Below are 17163 nucleotides of genomic sequence, written 5' to 3'. Positions count from 1 at the left end.
CGGTTCGCGCTTCGGTCATTGGTCGTCGGTGCCGCCGGCCGTCCGGCGTTGCTGCCGGCCCCGGGCGCGGGCCCGCCGGTCGGCCGCCCGTCGCAGGGCCTGGTTGATGCCGTTGCCGGTGTCGCCGCCGTCGAGGTACGCCGCCAGGGCCCGGACGTTGGGGTAGCGGAACAGGTCGACCAGGGGGATCTCGCGTCCGGTGGCCTCGGCCAGGCGGTGCTGCACCTCGGCCAGGGCGAGCGAGTGGCCGCCGAGGTCGAAGAAGTTGTCGGTGGCGCCGACCTGGTCGACGCGCAGGATCTCGCGCCACACCCGGGCCACGAGTTCTTCGGTCGCCCCGGTCGTCTGCGCCTTCGCTTCGGCCGTTCTCTCCGCGGCGGCCGCGGGTCGAACCGCACCGGCGCGGACCCGGGCGAGGGCGGCGGGCTCGTCGTCGCTCGGTGGCCGCTCGGGCGCGGAGGTGAGCGAGTCCAGCACGGCCAGGTAGCCGGCCAGCAGGTGGTCGATCCGTTCGCTTGCGAACAGGTCGGGGTTGTAGACCGCGTCCAGCGCCAGCAGGCCGGCCCGCTCGACCACGTACAGGGTGAGGTCGAACGGCGAGCCGGGCAGCCCGGCCGCCACCCGTTCCGCGGTCAGCCCGGGCAGGTCCAGCGCCGGCTCGGCGAAGTTGAAGACGTTGAACAGCACCTGGACCAGCGGCGAGCGAGCCGGGTCGCGCGGCACCGACAGCTCCCGCACGATCTCTTCCAGCGGCGCGTTCGGGTGGGCCAGCGCGTCCAGCAGCTCGCGCCGGCACTCCGTCACCTGCTCGGCGAAGCTGCGGCCGGTGTCCGGGGTGAGGCGGACCGGCACGATGTCCACAAAGAACCCGACGAGATCGGCCACCGAGGCCAGCCGCCGGTCGGCCACCACCGCGCCGACCACGTGGTCCGCCCGGCCGGTAAGGCGGCGCAGCACCTCGCCGAAGGCGGCCAGCAGCACGGTCGACGGGGTCGCGCCGAGCTCCGCCGCCAGTTGTCGCACCCGGGCGTCCAGGTGCGGCGGGAACGGCACCCCGGTGATCTCGCCGCGGTACGTCTGCACGACCGGGCGGGGCCGATCGGCGGGCAGATCCAGCACCGTCGGCGCCCCGGTGAGGTGTTTCGCCCACCAGGCCAGGTCGTCCGGGCCGCGCAGCCTGTCCCGAGTCGCCCGCCACACGGCGTAGTCGGCGTACGTGGCGGGGAGTGAAGGCGTGCCGCCGTCCCGGTACGCCTGCGCGAGTTGGTCGTACAGCACCGCCTGTGACCACCCGTCGAAGACCGCGTGGTGGAACGTCATCGCCAGCACGTGCTCGTCGTCGGCCAGGCGGTACACCTCGGCCCGCCAGGTCGGGCCGGTGGCCATGTCGAACCTGGTCGCGGCGGTGCGCTGCAATGCGGCCCGCAACGCCCCCTCGCGGTCGCCGGTCGGCAACCCGGACAGGTCGACGACCTCCAGCGGCACATCACCGACCGGGTCGCAGACCACGTGCGGAGCGCCGGCCACCTTGGTGATCCGCCAGCGCAGCACCTCTTGCCGGTCGGCGACGGTCTGCAGGGCGGCGCGCAACCGTGCCAGGTCGAGGGGGCCGTGCAGCCGTTCGGCCATGGCGGTGTTGTAGGCGGCCGAGTCCGGCGCGAGCTGGTCGAGGAACCACAATCGGCGCATCGAGGGCGACAGTGTCGGCGGCTGGCCGGTGACCAGCTCGGGTTCGCCCAGCGGCGCCGCCTCGGCCACCCGCTCGGTGAGGGCGCCGAGCGTACGGGCCTCGAAGACATCCCGTACGGAAATGTCCTTGCCCACCTCGTCGCGCACCGCGGCGACGAGCCGCATCGCCGACAGCGAGGTCCCGCCCGCGGCGAAAAAGTCGCCGGTGCTCGCGCGGCCCAGAACCCGTTGCCAGATGCCGGCGACTCCACCCTCGGTCGGCTCGATCCGGTCAGTCAGACCGACCAGGTCGCGTTTGCCGTTCGCGGTCAGCGGGATCTCGCCGACGCCGACCAGACGCCGGGGCACCATCGCGTCCGGCAGGCGTTCGCGCAGGAAGTCGTCCAGGTCGGCCGGAAGCTCGGGCGCCACGATTGCGGCCAGCTCGCCGGCGACCGGCACCACCGCGGCCTGCCGCACCGCCGGGTGGGTGGACAGCACCGCTTCCACCTCGCCGGGCTCCACGCGCTGGCCGCGAATCTTGACCTGCCGGTCGATGCGGCCGAGGAACAGCAGCTGTCCCTCGGGCAGCCAGACAGCCCGGTCGCCCGTGCGATACAGCCGTGCCCCGGGCTTTCCCGAGAACGGGTCGGGCACGAACTTCTCGGCGGTCAGGTCGGGCCGGCCCAGGTAGCCGCGGGCCAGGCCGACGCCGCCGATCAGCACCTCGCCCGGGGTGCCGGGCGGAACAAGCTCGTTGTCGGGGCCGACCAGGTGGATCCGGTGGTTCGGCAACGGGCGGCCCATCGGCATCGGCCCGTCCTCCGTGCCGTCCACCCGGTAGCTGGTGACGCACACCGTGGCCTCGGTCGGGCCGTACCCGTTGGAGAGCCGGCGGTGCGGCCCGGCCCAGCGGCGGATCTGCGCCGGGTCGGGCGCCTCGATGCCGGTGAAGACCGTGCGCCAGTGCGGCAGCCGGTCCGGGTCCAGCAGCGACAGCAGCGCGGCCGGCACGCAACCCCACGTCACCCGGTGCGCCTCGGCGAAGCGTTGCAGCCGGGCCGGGTCGATCCGGTCGTCGTCGGGCACGAGGTCGATCTCGCCGCCGACGGCCAGCGGGATGAACAGGTCTTGGACCGACGCGTCGAAGCCGAGCGGGGCGAACGCGAACGCCCGGTCGGTCTCGCCGGCCCCGGTGTACTCACCGAACGCGGTCACGTGGGCGACGACGCTGCGGTGGGTGACTACGACGCCCTTCGGCCGTCCGGTCGAGCCCGAGGTGTAGAGCACGTACGCGGCGTTGTCGGGCCGCGCCGGGCATCCGGGCACGATCGCGCTGACGGCGACCGGAACGTCGATCAGCGGGAGGTCGAGATCGAGGGGCTGGTCGGTGACCACGGCAACGAGGCCGGCGTCCCGGGCCACCTCGCGGATCCGGTGCGGCGGGTGGGCCTTGTCCAGCGGCACGTAGCAACCGCCGGCCAGCAGCACGCCGAGCACCGCGACCAGCATCTCCGGCCGACGCTCGGTGCAGATGCCGACCCGGACCTCCGGCCCGGCGCCGAGCTCACGCAACGTGCCGGCCAGCGTCGCGGCCCGGCCGGCCAGGTCGGCGTATGTCAGCACCTCGTCCCACTGCCGGACGGCGACCTCGGAACCCCGGCGGGCAGCGGTTTGCAGGATCAGCTCGGCCAGAGTCAGCTCCGGCACGTCGCGGTGCGGGCCCTCGGCGTACGGCATCATTTCGGACCTCCGTACGGGCGGGCCGGATCGACCACCTGGATGCGCAGTTCGGACTGGTAGCGGCGGCCCTGCCGGTCGGGCACCCAGGCCTGCTCGGGACCGGGCAGGGCCTCGCTGACCACCAGATACGCGCCTTCGCCGGCCTGCTGCCGGGCCGACCGGGCCATCGCGCACAGCGACGAGGCGAACAGCGGGCTCGACAGATCGGCGTAGAACGGCTTGGTCTCGGTGGAAACCTTGACGTAGACCTGCTCCGGCAGGCCGAGAGCGGCCCGCCAACGCCGTACGGCGAGGTAGCGGCCGAGGTTGCCGGTCGCCGCGGCCAAGCCGGACTCGTCGACGGTCGTCCGCCACGTCTCGCGCACCGCCACCAGCCGGTCGATGACCGTGCGAGGCGTGTGCGGCCGGGTGCTGGCCAGCTTGAACGCGTCGGCCGCGTGCATCGACAACAACTCGCTGAACACCTCCAGAACCGGCCAGGGACCGAGGCCGTCGCCCTCCACCACCAGGCCCGGACCGTCCGGGCGGATGCGCAGGGCGGTGACCGGTACGCACGAAGGGGTGGTGCCGGGGGCGGCCGTGAAGGCGAGCTGGACGTCCGTACGGTGCTGGAGCGCGAACGTCACCCGGGCGGTGTGCCGGGGCATGGTCGGCGGGAACAGCAACCGGATCCGCCCGGGGCCGAGGTCGGCCGCGAGCTGCTCGGCCAGCCGGCCCGGGTCGTCGTGGCCCGACGCGAACACCGAGTTGTCGAGTGTGGACCACGCCGTGTGCATCTCGCCCAGCACCGTCAGGGCCTCGCCGCGATCGATCTCGTCGGCGCTGCCCGCGCAGATCTGCAGGTCGGGGCTGTGGATGCGGCCGGCCGACCAGCCGGGTCGCGTGGCCGGGAACAGCTTCTCGACCCGCGTGGCCAGCTCGGCGGCGGAAAGTTCGATCAGCTTGGTGCCGGGTGAAGTGCTTCCCAGCCCGGTCAGCTCGGCGAACCGGGCGGCGAAGTCGGCCGACACCGCGTCGATCGGCTTCTCGCCCGAGCCGAACAACGGGCCCTGGGCCAGATACCAGAAGTCGGTGAAGCTCACCGGTCCGTCGGCCGCCAGCTCCTCGTACAGGCGGCCGAAGGCTTCCCCGTACGCGTCGGCGATGGCCACGGTCAGCCAGCGAGCCGCCTGCAGCAGCACAGCGAGCGGAGCGGCCACCGCATCCAGCACGGCCGGCCCGAGGGCCACGTCGAGGTCTCGTACGGTGTCCTCGTAACAAACCGCACGGCCGGCATAGGTCTCGCCGCCCCGGTGCACGGCCGGCGCGCCGGTCAGCTCGGTGAAAGTCGCATGCAGCGCCCGCAACGACTCGTACAGCCGATCGGGGTCACCGGCCGCCGCCGCGACCTCGTCCCGGCCCGCGGTGAGCCGGCCCAGGTCCGCTTCGGCGGCTTCGATTCCGTTGATCACCTTCCGCAGGTGGTCCTCGGCGGCCGAGGACATCGGCAGGTCGACGCCCCACCAGATCAGGCCGCGCTCGACCAGCCGGTCGAGCAGCAGATAGACGGAATCGACCGTGCGGAACGCCGGCTCCTGCGCGACCAGCTTCTCGGCGATCTCGGCGACCGGGGTACGACCGTCGAGCCGGGACACGACCGCGGCCTCGGCCGCACCGAGCGTGACCGGAGCCGTGGCCGGGCGGATCACCCGGCGGTCAGGGGTCAGGGTGTACGAGGCATGCAGCCCGGCCGGAAGCAGGCGACGGATCTCCGGATCCGCGGCGAGCCGGTCGCCGAACGCGGCCAGCGCCCGCCACTCGAAGCTGACCATCCGGCGTCGCGTCAGGGCCGGCCCGGGCACGAGCGTGGTCGGGTTCTGATCAGTCAGCGTGGCCCAGCAGATCGGGCCGAAGAAGCCGATGGTGTCGTTCTTGGCCGTGTAGCGCTGCCAGTAGCGGCCGATGGTGTGCTCGCGGGCGCGGCGCTTGTCGTGGCTGCGCTCGTCCGGTCCGCCGCGGCGCACCGCGTCCAGGGCGGTCAGGGCGTTGAGGTTCTGCCAGGTGACCGCCTCGCGGAAGGCCGGATCGCCGGCCAGGTCGTAGACCACCTTGCTGGTCTCGGCGACCGCGGCGGTCAGGATCGGCAGCAGCTCGGCCTCGGTGAGGTCGCCGTCGAGGTGCGCGTCGGCCGCGGCGGCCAGGGCGGGCGCGGTCAGCCGCAGCACCCCGTCGGCCGGGAAGCCGGCCGCGCGGAGCACCGCCTCCGGCCACACCCGCCACCCGCTGTCCCCCAGAGGAGGGCCTATCGCCGACTCCCTTGCGGCGTGCGGGCCCTTCGCCGGCTTCTCTTCAGCCGGCTTTTCTTCAGCCGGGACTTCTTTGGCCGGCTCTTCTTTGGCGTGCGGAAGACCCTTTGCCGGCTTCTCTTTGGCGTGCGAGAGGCTGTCGGCGGGCCCGAGCAGGTCGGCGCCAACCACCGAGGCGGCCTCTTCAGCGGCGTCGGTGAGGAACAGGTGGCCGCCGTGGATGGTGTGGACGGTGCAGCCGGCGGTGGTGTGCTCGGCCCAGCCGCCCATGATCTCTGCCCCGGCCTCCCGGTCGCTGTCGCCGGCCAGGCAGACCAGCGGGACCGGTAGCGGCTCCCCCTGCTCGTGGACGTGGGCGTTCAGCCAGTCGAAGTCCGACCGCAACGCCGGGAGCACCAGTTCCAGCAGCTCAGGCACGTCGAGCACGCCTTGCGGCAGCCCACCCAGGGCAGCCAGCCGGGCCAGGAACGCGTCGTCGGGCAGACCGGCGATCGCGGCCACGCCCTTGGGCGCCAGCGGCGGCCGGGTCCCGCCCAGATAGACCTTCTCCGGCAGCGGGTCGTTTCTTGAGCGCAGCGCCCGCGTCACCTCAAACGCCAGCAGGCCGCCCATGCTGTGCCCGTACAGCGCGAAGGGCCCGTCGACCTTCGCACGGATGGCCTCGACCACGTCGTCCGAAGTGAACTGGGGCGGCTCGGTGATCCGGGCTTCGCGACCGGGCAGAGCCAACACGGTCACGCCCAGAGCGGGCGGCAGGGCCGGGGGCCAGCCGCGGAAGCTGCTCGGGCCGGCACCGGCCGGGGGCAGGCAGATCAGCAGCGGCGCCGCACCGGACGGGGCGCGCAGGTCGAGGAACCACGAGGCGCCGCTCATGCCGGCTCGATCCAGTGCCGTACGCGCTCGAACGGATAGGCCGGCAACGGCACCCGCCGTCCGGCGGCCGGCGTCACCTCGCCGCCGCGCATCCATGCGGCAGCGGCGTCTTTCACCGCTTCCGGCGCCTGTTCCGGACTCTGGAATCGCTCCGACCGCAAGGCGGCTATCGCCTCGTATCGGTCGCGAGCCACCACCGCGGCCCGGTAGGACAATCGCCGCCGACCGGCCGCCAGGGTGTAGGCCGCGTCGACCGGCGAGCAGTCGGTGGTGTCGAGGTGGTCGGCCAGCCGTGCGGCCAGCCGCCGCAACGCGACCGGCGAGCCCGCGCTCAACGGCAGCAACACCCATGGCTCGTCGCCGTCCCCGGCCGCGCGAGGTGGCGGCTCTTCCACCAGCACGTGCGCGTTCGTCCCGCCCTGGCCGAACGAGCTGACCCCGGCCCGCCGCGGCCCGGACCACTTCTGTTCGGTGGCGGTCACCACGAACGGGGTCGCCGCCAGGTCGACGTCCGGGTGCGGTTGCTCGAAGTGCAGCGTCCCCGGAATCACCCCGTGCCGCACCGCGAGCACCGTCTTGATCAGGCCGACCACCCCGGCCGCGGCGTCGAGGTTGCCGATCCCGGACTTCACCGAGCCCAGGACGCACTGCCCGGTCTCGTCGGTCGACATGCGGAAGGCCCGGGTCAGCGCCTCGATCTCGAGGGCGTCGCCGATCGCCGTACCGCTGCCGTGGCCCTCGACGAAGCCGACGGTGCCCGCCGGCCAATCGGCTGCGCCCAGTGCCTCGGCGACCACCGACGCCTGACCGGTGACGCCAGGCGCGGTGAAGCCGGCCCGCTCGGCGCCGTCGTTGTTCACGGCCCACCCGGCCAGGACGCCGTAGATGTGGTCGTCGTCCTCGATCGCATCGGCCAGCCGCTTGAGCAGCACCGCCCCGGCCCCATTGCCGAAAACCTGGCCGGTGGCCGAGCCGTCGTACGGGCGGCAGACCCCATCGGCGGCCAGGGTGCCGCCCGGACGGTAGCGATAGCCGGCCTGCCGGGTCGAAACCACCGCGGCCCCGCCGGCCAGGGCCAGGTCGCACCGGAAGTCGAGCAGGCTCTGCGCCGCCTGGCAGACCGACACCAGCGACGACGAGCAGGCGGTTTGCACGGCCACCGCCGGTCCGGTCAGGCCCAGCGCGTACGCCGCCCGGGTGGGCAGATAGTCGCAGGTGCTCCCGGCCAGCAGGTCGTCCCAGTCCTCCATCAACCCGCCGGACGGACGCAACGCGGGGTTGCCAAGCAGGTGATGCCGCAGATAGCGGTTGGCCCCGCAGCCCGCGAACACACCGACCTGCACCTCCGGATCGGTCCGCCCGTACCCGCCGTCCTCCAGCGCCGACCACGCCACCTCGAGGAAGAGCCGGTGCTGCGGATCGAGCAGCGCGGCGACGTCGGGGGTGTAGCCGAACAGGGGCGCGTCGAAGCCGGCCAGGTCGTCCAGCCGCCCGAACGCGGGCACGAAGGACTCGTCGGTCTGCTCGGACCGCTGGATCGCGTCGACGCCGCCGATCAGGTTGGCCCAGAACTCGGTGGGACCGTCGGCGCCGGGCACCCGGCAGGCCAGCCCGACGATGGCTATCCGGTCGTCGTCCATCACTCCGCCCTCCCCGAGCGAGCCCGGTTCCGCCGATGCATGCGACCGGCCGCGCGGACCAGAGCACCGTCTGGTTCGGACGGCTCACCGGCCCGCAGACAGCTGGCCAGGCCGGCGACGGTGGGGAACTCGAACATCCAGACCAGCGGGATGCGCCGCTTCAGCCGGGTCTCCAGGCTCTGCTGTACCAGCGCCATCAGCAGGGAGTGGCCGCCCAGCTCGGCGAAGGTGGTCTCGCGGCCGACCCGGGGCAGGCCGAGCACCTCGCACCAGCCGGCCGCGATCACCGCCTCGAGCGGGTCGGGCTCGGCGTCGTCGACGGCCGGCGGCCTGAGCGCGGCGGCGTCGAGCTTGCCGGTGGCGCCCATCGGCAACGCGTCGGTGATCACCACGGCCCGGGGCACCATGAACTCCGGGAGCTCGAGGGCCAGTCCGGCCCGCAGGACGGTGGGATCACAGGCGGTGCCGGATGCCGGTACGACGTACCCAATAATTTCCAGGTCTCCGACGACAGCGCCGGATGTTCGACGGTGAGGGACGACGGCGGCCTGCCCGACGCCCGGCGACGCGGCCAGCACCGCCTCGACCTCGCCCAGCTCGACCCGGTGACCGCGGATCTTGACCAGCCGGTCGGCCCGGCCCAGGAAGACCAGTCGCCCGTCCGGCAGGCGCTTCGCCAGATCTCCGGTCCGGTACGTACGCACTCCGTCGTGCACACCGAAGCGTTCGGCAGTGAGTTCGGGCCGGCGCCAGTAGCCGAGCGCAACATGGTTAGCGCGCACCACCACCTCGCCGACCGGTTCGTCGGTCAGCAGGATCTCGACACCGTCCAGCGGATGCCCGACCGGGACCACGGCCGGGGTCTCGGGCGCGTCGGCCGGCAGGTGGTACTGGGTGGCGAAGCTGATCTCGGTGGTGCCGTAGCCGTTGACGAACAGCGCCGCCGGGCCGAAGTGCCGCCGCGCCAGCTCGACGTCGTGGCGGATCACCTCTTCGCCGCCGAGCAGCACGGCTCGGATGCTCGGCAGCCGGCCGTCCGGGCCGAGGCCGGCGCACAGATAGCGGTAGACGGTTGGCGTCGAGTGATAGACGGTGACGCCGCGGTCGGCCAGCGTCCGGGCCAGGTGGCTCAGCCCGGTGCGGCGGATGTCGACCGGGACGGCGGCGGCGCCCGAGAGCAGGGCGGAGAACAGGTCGGTGACCGCCATGTCGTAGCCGAACGAGGTGAGCACGCTGGTGCGGTCGGCCGGGGTGAGGGCGAAGTTGCGAATGTGGAGGCCGACGCTGGTCAGCACGTTGCGGTGGCTCTGCACCACGCCCTTGGGGGTGCCGGTCGACCCCGAGGTGTAGAGCAGATAGGCGGGGTCGTCCGGCCGGGCCGTGGTGGCGAGCTCGGCGTTGCCGCCGGTTGTCGTCACCTCGACGATGCTCATGCCCGGTCGCGCCAGCTCGGCCGCCAGTCCGGCGTTCTCGGCGTCGGTCAGCAGAACGTCCGCGTCGCTGTCGGCCAGGATGGCGGCCAGCCGCCGCACCGGGAAGGTCGGGTCGAGAGGCACGTACGCACGGCCCGCGGTGAGCACGGCCAGCAGGGCGACGACCGTGCTCGCGCCGTGCCGGCACAGCAGCGCGACCTGACCGCTCTCACCTGGGATGTTGGCGGCCGCGGTGCCGGCGGCGGCCGCCAGCTCGCGGTAGGTCAGTTGGTGGTCGTCGGCGATCACCGCCGGGTGGTCGGGCGTGCGCCGCACCTGCGCGGCGAACGCCTCGGGAATGGTGTCGCCGTCCATCAGCGGCTGCCCAGGACGGTCGCGGCGATCTCTTCCACCGTGGACACCTCGGTGTACGCGTCAGCGGTGACGTAGTCGTCGCCGGTGTAGCCGCCCGAACCGTGCAGCACGATCTCGACGCCCGGCGGCACCAGTCCCCGGTCGATCGCCTCGAGCACCCCCGTCGACGCCATCACGATCGACCACTCCCGCAGCTCGGCCGGGTCGGCCGGCAGCGGCCGCGAGCTGCCCGCGAACCATTCCCGCAGCTCGGGGTAGCGCCGCACGCACTCCCGCCGGGACACCACGATGCCGTCCCCGCCATGCGTGCGAATCAGCTCGTTCATCGCGGGCGAGGTGACCGGCTGATGGGTGTAGAAGGTCGGGTCGAGGACCTCGTCCGGGTCGTCGGTGACCTGCGGGAAGTGCGGGTCGTCGCGCTGCGCCCAGCCACCGTCCGGGTCGGGCCGGTAGGTGGGCAGGTTGGCCCGGTCGAAGCTGCCGTTGCGCAGGTTGAGCACCATGTCCGGGGTGCCGAGGTGCTGGATCAGCAGGAATCCCGGCCGGTCGGCCGCCTCGGCCCGTCCGCTCGCCTCCAGCAGGTCGCGGCCGAGGTTGTAGCCAAGCAGCCCGAATGCGCTGGACACGGCATGCGCGTGCCACCGCGGCCCGGCGGCCGAAGTGGGTGAGGCGTCCGCCTCGAACGCGGCCCGCGCGGCGTCGGCCACCAGGTAGTTCTTGAGGTCTAGGGAGTACCAGAGGGTCAGGCCGTACTTGGCGTGCGCCTCGGCCGCGTACTCGTCGACGAAGGCGCGTCCGAGCGCCTTGACGCCCTCGGCCGGCCCGGCTGAGAACCGCAGCAACGGGTTCAGATCGGCGTACTCGGAAAGGGGGTCGACCCGGAATTTGTGCGCGGTCGACGCCGGGGCCAGCACGACCACCGACAGCTGATGCGGCTCGACCAGGCCCGCTGCCAGCGCCCGCCCGACCGCGTCGCGCAGGGCGACACCCTTGTTGGCCGAGGTCGGCGTGAAAATGCAGACCGATTCCCCCGTACGCCGGATGTGCTCGACGGCCCGGGCCACGATCAGCAGTGAGGCGAAGGTCTTGGTGGTACGGGTCCCCGGGTTGCCGGTGAGGTCGAGGAACTGGATCGGGTGGTCGCGGTACTCCCCCAGCGTCCGCCAGCCGGCCGTCGCGGCGGCGAAGTACTCGCACACGTCGGCCGTCAGCTCAGGTAATTCGAAGCCCGGCGCGAACCCGGGCGTCCCCGGCGGCCCACCCGCGGTCGCGCCGACCCGGGCCACCGCCTGCGGAATCAGGTCGTAGTAGTCGACGATCAGGTTGCGGGAGTTGATGACGGGCGAGGTGGACAGCATCGCTACTCCTTGGTCCTTCTGAGCTGCTGCCGGATCTCGGCAAGCTCGTGACGCACCTGATCGAGTTCGGTGACCGCCCAGCCGTCCGCACGGCTGGGCAGGACTTTGGCTGCGTCCGGCGTGTATCGGACATGGCCGTCGACGACGGATACGCCGTCCGCGGCGCCGGCCTGCAGGTTCCACGCGACCGCCTCGGCCCGGGTGAGGCCGGGCGGAAGATCGAGTTCGGCGACCCCGCCGGTGATCGTGACCGGGTAGCCGCCCGGCAGCCCCAGCGGCCCGGGGACGCTGGTGCGGACCTCACGCCCCGCGGCCAGGTCGAGAACCAGCCGCGCGGCGGCATGCCCGGCGATGCCGTTGAGCTCGACCCGCGGCAGCGCGCGATAGCCGGCCAGCCGTTCCGTGACGTCGGCCAGCTCCTGGTCGCCCTCCCACGCGCGCGCCTCTTCGGCCGCCTGCCCCAGGTGAACGTGGTGGCCGAGAACCCTCAACCTTTTATGCTGCCCAGCGCCCAGGCAGGCGTTCAGCGTGGAGACGTTCCCGATGCCGCACAGAACCGGCAACCCCAGCGCCGCCAGCAGCGGATTCACCGCATCCGGGAAGGCACCGTTGACGAACAACGTCTGCGGGCTGCTCCGGCTCACTGCGCGGGCCAGCTCAGCCGCGATCGCCGCCTGAAACGGCAGCGTGATCCCAAAGCCGCCCTCGGCGATCAGCGCGGTCCAGGCCGAGGGAGCGAGGACCCGCTCGTACGGTGATTGTTCAGAGACACAGCACAGCAGCACAGCCGGCCGAAGCCGCTCAAGAACAGCATCCGTCTCGGCCAGCGACCCAGCAGCGAACGAGATCGGACTGCCGCTCACCGCCGCCCGAGCCGCGCACGCGAGCGCCAGCTCCCCCGCCGCGGCACCGTCCCGCGCGAGGATGGTCACCCCCACCGACGGGCTCGCGGTTGCGAGCGCGGCCAGCGAGTGCCCGACAGCTCGGGCCAGGTGTCCACTACCGACTAACACGATCTGCTGGCCGGTCATCGATCGCCGACCTGACCAGATCTTCTACCTATTTTGGGCAGGGTCCAACAACTCACGCCTTCCCCCCGTTCAGGCGTTCGCCCGCGTCCGCGAGCAGGGCACAAGATCGACCGCACACTTCGGACGGTCATCGCTCGTTTACCCGAAGTGCATAGTGCCACCGCCCGTCAATCGACGGAACCCCCTAAGCGTGACGATCCACAGTGTTATTGAGCTGCGTCGATGGATATGGGCGGCGGCGCTGGCCTCATGCCGGCGGACCCTCGAGACGCGATCGGAAACATCGGCGGCTTTGATTCCAGCGCCGTCGACAAAAGGTGCGAAACACCAGCCACCGGCTCACCGGAATCGGCCCGTACCTTCGCGCCCGGGGCGGCCGACCGTGGCCATGAGCTGGCATTTCGGCAGTGCCAACCCGGGTCGCTCCCGGTTTGTGTCGGACCCCGACCCTAGGATGGCTGCGTGCCAGCACAGAACATCGACTACAACCGCACACTGAGCGGCCCCGAGCATCAGCGCGTGCGTCTACCGCTCCTCGAGAAGCTGGTCGACGCCGGCTGGAGCCGCGACCAGATCCGCTGGCAGCCCGAATGGCGAGTGCCGAAATCGCCGCATGATGCCGCGTCGCGCGAGGGCGGGAAGTCGTTCAGCTCGTGGCCGGTCGATCTCGCCCTCTTCGACGACCCGGCGCAGATGGACGACTGGCGGCACGTCGTCGTCCTGTTCGAGTTCAAGGCGCCCGACCTGCACGAGGGCATCTCCCAGCTCGAGATCTACCTCGCCCGCGAGCCCCGCGCGAAGCTCGGCTTCTGGACCAACGGCACCGAGGACGTCCGCGTCTACAAGCTGCCGGACGGCAACTTCAAGCACGAGAACAACCGCGGCATCCCCCGGCCGGGCGAAGAGCTGGAGCTTCCCTCCGAGAAGCCGCTCACCTACAACGATCTCCAGGCGCCCCAGAACGGGCAGCTCAAGTCGGTCTTCAAGCGCCTGCTCGACGTGGTGGTGGCTCGCGACAGCCGGGCCACCAGGTCTGAGGCGCAGCTCAACGAGCTGTGCAACCTCCTGCTGCTCAAGATCGAGTCGGATACCGTCGGGCAGTCCAGCCCCCACGAGCGCCTTGAGTTCCAGCTGGCCCAGGGCGGTGAGGCAGAGACAGCGACCCGGATCCGCGCGGATTTCCTCAAGCTCACAAAGTCGCGTCCGCAGGTCTTCACCGACGCCAACGAGGTCAGCCTCAACCTCGACGACCACACCATCCAGGACGTGGTCTACGAGCTCTCCGGGCTGAATCTCGTGACCATGAGCCCCGAGGCGATCTCGTCCGCCTTCCAGGTCTTCCGCCGGGCCAACCTCAAGGCCGGCGAGGGGCAGTACTTCACCCCGCAACGGGTCATCGAGGCGGCGGTCAAGCTCATGGAGATCCGCCCGGACGACATGGTCATCGACCCGGCCTGCGGCACCGGCGGCTTCCTGGTCGAGTCGTTCCTGGCGATGGTCGACTACGCCAAGGCCGGCGGCATCATGAGCGACGACAAGGCGCGGACCTTCGCCACCCGCCAGATCTACGGCGTCGACAAAGACGGCATCAACGTCAAGCTGGCCCGCGCGATCATGCTCAGCCTGAGCGGCGACTCGTCCAACATCCACGCCGGCGACTCGATCCGTGAAGACCGGTGGAAGTCGGACTACGAACACCTCGTCCAGCCCCTGGCCGACGGCCGCTTCTCCGTGGTGCTGACCAACCCCCCGTTCGGCCAGGGCCTGAAGGTCAGCAGCACCGACGCGCGGCGGAACAAGTACACGATCGCCCGGCGAAGCGACGGCCAGTATCGAGCCCTGGAGATCGGCCTGATCTTCCTGGAACGCGCATACCGGCTCCTGGCGAGCGGCGGCCGCCTCGGCATCATCCTGCCCGAGACGTACTTCTTCTCCGCGACCTACAGCTGGTTGCCGGAATGGCTGGAAGACCACTTCGTCCTGCGCGGCGTCGTCAACATCCCGATGGAGGCCTTCCAGGGGTTCTGCCGGGCCAAGACCAACCTGTACATCTTCGAGAAGAAGTAGGCGTCTCATGGTTCACCGACCGAGCTGGTTCGAAGACGGCTCAGTCTTCGTCTCCTTCGCCCCCACAGTGGGTATCAACAAGGACGGCGAAGACCTCTTCGTGGTCAATCCGGAGACGGGCATTCGCACCGGCGTCCTCGACGACCAGGTCCTGGCCGACGTGAACACCCTGCTGGACGAGGGCAAGACGACCTCGACCTCACGGTGGGTGCCCCAGGAAGCGCTCCAGCCCGGCCTGCTGGCCGTTCCGGTGTACTTCGACGACCGCTCACAGGAGCGATTCGACGATTTGCTCCAAGAGCCACAGTTCGCCGGCTTCGAGTCGGCCACGCTGGGCGAGCTCATCGACGACGGCCGCGTGATCGGGCGCCCCGGCCACGGCAGCCCCAGCGCCGACCTGCGCACCGGCACCGTCCCGTACATCAAGGTGTCGGATCTGCGCGCCGGCCAGGTGAACATCAACCCCACCAACCGGGTCACCGAGGTAGTAGCCAAGAAGTTCTGGCGCGGCAAAGAGTCGGGCCTGGCGGCCTACGACATCCTGACCCCGATCAGGACCAGCAAGAACATCGGCGACTTCGCCGTCCTGATGCCCGGCCAGGAGCGCCTGGTGCTGACGAAGGAGGTCCTCGTCCTCCACGCCGCCGAGGACGCGGAGTTCGACAACTTCTACCTCCTATGGGCGATGAGCCTGCGAACAGTCCGCCGCCAGTGGGACCGCATCGTCTTCATGCAGACAAACCGCGAAGACGTAGGCGCCCGCTTCCGCCAGATCCGAATCCCGATAGCACCGAGCCGCGAGCAGGCGGACGAGGTAAGCAAGCCCTTCCGCGACTACTACCTCGGCATGCAAGAGCTACGCCAGAAGTTCCTCGACCACCTGAGCGAGTCGGACAGATACCACATCTTCCTGTCCAGCGCCGAGGCCGTAGCCGAAGAGATCGAAGAGGAACTGGACGACCTACCGGACTGATCCAGCAGCTCATCGGCCGAACCAGGGACCAAAAGGCCCATCCCCTAGTTTTCCAGATGGGCGAAACGATCGGATTTGTGCCCCCGGTAGGAATCGAACCTACGACACACGGTTTAGGAAACCGATGCTCTATCCCCTGAGCTACGAGGGCCTGCGGCCCATATCGTACCTAGCTGGGGATATCCACGAGTGCTCGGGCGTCCCGTCGGGACCCCAAGGGTGCCATCTTGGTCGACCGGTAGGCATTGCGTTGCTGGTCGGAGCGCGTCGAGCAATTCCCGCGCACACGCGGTCGGCGTGGTCGGCAGCACTCATGGGTGCCCAGCACTGACGTCGGGTTACAGTCTTGCAGATCCGTGCCCGCGGGAGCGTAAGGAATGTGTGAACGGTAGCCTTGGAGATGTGTCTGCGGTAGGTTAGTCGCGTGTTGCCGTATCAGTTGCGGGCCGTTGATCAAGAGCTTGATGAACTTCTCGGTGGCTTGCCTGCCATCAGCCTTGAGGGGCCGAAGGGCGTCGGGAAGACCGCCACGGCCCAGCGGCGCGCCGCCACCGTCTTCGCCATGGACGACGCGACACAGCGGGAGCTGCTCATCGCCGATCCGCAGCGCCTCGACCGCGCACCGACGCCGATCCTCATAGATGAGTGGCAGCGCGAACCGGCAGTCTGGGATTTTGTGCGGCGCAGCGTCGACCGTAATCCCGCACCCGCTCGCTTCCTGTTGACCGGCAGCGCCACGCCCACGTCTGCGCCGACGCATTCCGGAGCCGGGCGCATCGTCCAGCTCCGGATGCGACCGATGAGCCTCGCCGAGCGGGCCGTGGCCGAGCCGACGGTCAGCCTTGGGGAGCTGCTTACCGGACGGCGGCCGGCCATGGGCGGCGGCACCGCGTTGAGCCTGGTCGACTACGCCGAGGAGATCGTGCGCTCCGGATTCCCCGCTATCCGTCAACTGCCGCCCCGCGCTCGCAGGGCACAGCTCGACGGCTACCTGAACCGCATCGTCGAACGGGACTTCCCCGAGCAAGGCCACCTCGTACGCCGCCCCGACACCCTGCGTGGGTGGCTAGCCGCATACGCCGCCGCGACGGCAAGTACCAGTTCCTACAACGCCATCCTGGACGCGGCCACGCCGGGCGAAACCAACAAGCCCGCCAAGACGACAACGACCGTGTACCGCGACGTGCTGTCGCAACTGTGGCTGCTCGATCCCGTGCCCGGCTGGCTGCCCAGCCGCAGCGCCTTCAGCAGACTCGGTGCCGCACCGAAGCACCACCTCGCCGACCCGGCACTCGCCGCCCGGCTGCTCGGTGTAGACGTGCCCGCCCTGCTCGACGATTCAGCGCCGGACGCGCCCGTACGCCGGCCCGGTCCCCTGCTGGGCGCCCTGTTCGAGTCGCTGGTGACGCTCAGCGTGCGCGTCTACGCGCAGGCAGCCGAAGCCACCGTTCATCACTTACGCACCTGGGACAGCCGGCACGAAGTGGACCTCATCATCCAGCGCGCTGATCAACGGATCGTGGCGCTCGAGGTCAAGCTCTCCCCGTCAGTAAGCGATGACGATGTCCGTCACCTCACCTGGCTGCGCGGACAACTCGGCGACGACCTACTCGATGCGGCCGTCATCACCACCGGGCCTGAGGCATACCGCCGCCCTGACGGAATCGCGGTCATCCCGCTGGGCTTGCTCCAACCCTGACGGCCTCAGCAAAGACCGAGGCGTTCGTCGCACCAACGG

General features: G+C 70.8%; 9 protein-coding genes and 1 tRNA gene. 3 read left to right on the top strand and 7 right to left on the bottom strand.

The window, feature by feature from the left end:
• Positions 1–15: 15 nt before the first annotated feature.
• From OWR29_RS06565 to OWR29_RS06535, 6 genes are read right to left on the bottom strand one after another with little or no spacing between them, the layout of a single operon-like run.
• A complete protein-coding gene (locus OWR29_RS06565) occupies positions 16–3411 on the bottom strand; it encodes a non-ribosomal peptide synthetase (RefSeq protein WP_267561604.1) in 3396 nt (1131 codons plus the stop codon).
• A complete protein-coding gene (locus OWR29_RS06560) occupies positions 3408–6569 on the bottom strand; it encodes a lantibiotic dehydratase (RefSeq protein WP_267561603.1) in 3162 nt (1053 codons plus the stop codon). Before OWR29_RS06560 ends, OWR29_RS06565 begins: the two co-directional genes overlap by 4 nt.
• Positions 6566–8209 carry a beta-ketoacyl synthase N-terminal-like domain-containing protein gene (locus OWR29_RS06555; RefSeq protein ID WP_267561901.1) on the bottom strand — a complete coding sequence of 548 codons (1644 nt, stop codon included), beginning with the start codon at positions 8207–8209 and terminating at the stop codon, positions 6566–6568. The genes OWR29_RS06560 and OWR29_RS06555 overlap by 4 nt, the downstream gene beginning before the upstream one ends.
• Complete coding sequence (locus tag OWR29_RS06545) at positions 8209–9996, bottom strand: non-ribosomal peptide synthetase (RefSeq protein WP_324291222.1); 1788 nt, start codon at positions 9994–9996, stop codon at positions 8209–8211. The genes OWR29_RS06555 and OWR29_RS06545 overlap by 1 nt, the downstream gene beginning before the upstream one ends.
• Positions 9996–11354 carry a DUF6002 family protein gene (locus OWR29_RS06540; RefSeq protein WP_267561602.1) on the bottom strand — a complete coding sequence of 453 codons (1359 nt, stop codon included), beginning with the start codon at positions 11352–11354 and terminating at the stop codon, positions 9996–9998. The genes OWR29_RS06545 and OWR29_RS06540 overlap by 1 nt, the downstream gene beginning before the upstream one ends.
• 2 nt (positions 11355–11356) lie before the next feature.
• Positions 11357–12385, bottom strand: a complete 1029-nt coding sequence (locus OWR29_RS06535) for a potassium transporter TrkA (RefSeq protein WP_267561601.1) — start codon at positions 12383–12385, stop codon at positions 11357–11359.
• Between the two features lie 462 nt (positions 12386–12847).
• On the opposite strand from OWR29_RS06535, the gene OWR29_RS06530 reads away from it, so the two are divergent.
• Positions 12848–14452 carry an HsdM family class I SAM-dependent methyltransferase gene (locus tag OWR29_RS06530; RefSeq protein WP_267561600.1) on the top strand — a complete coding sequence of 535 codons (1605 nt, stop codon included), beginning with the start codon at positions 12848–12850 and terminating at the stop codon, positions 14450–14452.
• 7 nt (positions 14453–14459) lie between these two features.
• Entirely contained in the window at positions 14460–15425 is a 966-nt protein-coding gene (locus OWR29_RS06525; RefSeq protein ID WP_267561599.1) for a restriction endonuclease subunit S domain-containing protein, read from the top strand.
• A gap of 78 nt (positions 15426–15503) precedes the next feature.
• On the opposite strand, the gene OWR29_RS06520 is transcribed toward OWR29_RS06525, so the two are convergent.
• Positions 15504–15576 (bottom strand) — tRNA-Arg (locus OWR29_RS06520).
• Positions 15577–15849: 273 nt separating this feature from the next.
• Between OWR29_RS06520 and OWR29_RS06515 the strand changes: the two genes are divergently transcribed.
• Positions 15850–17124, top strand: a complete 1275-nt coding sequence (locus tag OWR29_RS06515) for an ATP-binding protein (RefSeq protein WP_267561598.1) — start codon at positions 15850–15852, stop codon at positions 17122–17124.
• Positions 17125–17163 lie beyond the last annotated feature (39 nt).

The sequence above is a fragment of the Paractinoplanes pyxinae genome, assembly GCF_026626335.1.
GTDB lineage: Bacteria > Actinomycetota > Actinomycetes > Mycobacteriales > Micromonosporaceae > Actinoplanes > Actinoplanes pyxinae.
This window is presented reverse-complemented; position numbering and strand designations above follow the sequence as displayed.

Coding starts and splice junctions, on each gene's coding strand:
- OWR29_RS06540 (WP_267561602.1), bottom strand. CDS start 11,354: ATGCTGTCCACCTCGCCCGTCATCAACTCCCGCAACCTGATCGTCGAC.
- OWR29_RS06545 (WP_324291222.1), bottom strand. CDS start 9,996: ATGGACGGCGACACCATTCCCGAGGCGTTCGCCGCGCAGGTGCGGCGC.
- OWR29_RS06535 (WP_267561601.1), bottom strand. CDS start 12,385: ATGACCGGCCAGCAGATCGTGTTAGTCGGTAGTGGACACCTGGCCCGA.
- OWR29_RS06565 (WP_267561604.1), bottom strand. CDS start 3,411: ATGATGCCGTACGCCGAGGGCCCGCACCGCGACGTGCCGGAGCTGACT.
- OWR29_RS06525 (WP_267561599.1), top strand. CDS start 14,460: ATGGTTCACCGACCGAGCTGGTTCGAAGACGGCTCAGTCTTCGTCTCC.
- OWR29_RS06555 (WP_267561901.1), bottom strand. CDS start 8,209: ATGGACGACGACCGGATAGCCATCGTCGGGCTGGCCTGCCGGGTGCCC.
- OWR29_RS06560 (WP_267561603.1), bottom strand. CDS start 6,569: ATGAGCGGCGCCTCGTGGTTCCTCGACCTGCGCGCCCCGTCCGGTGCG.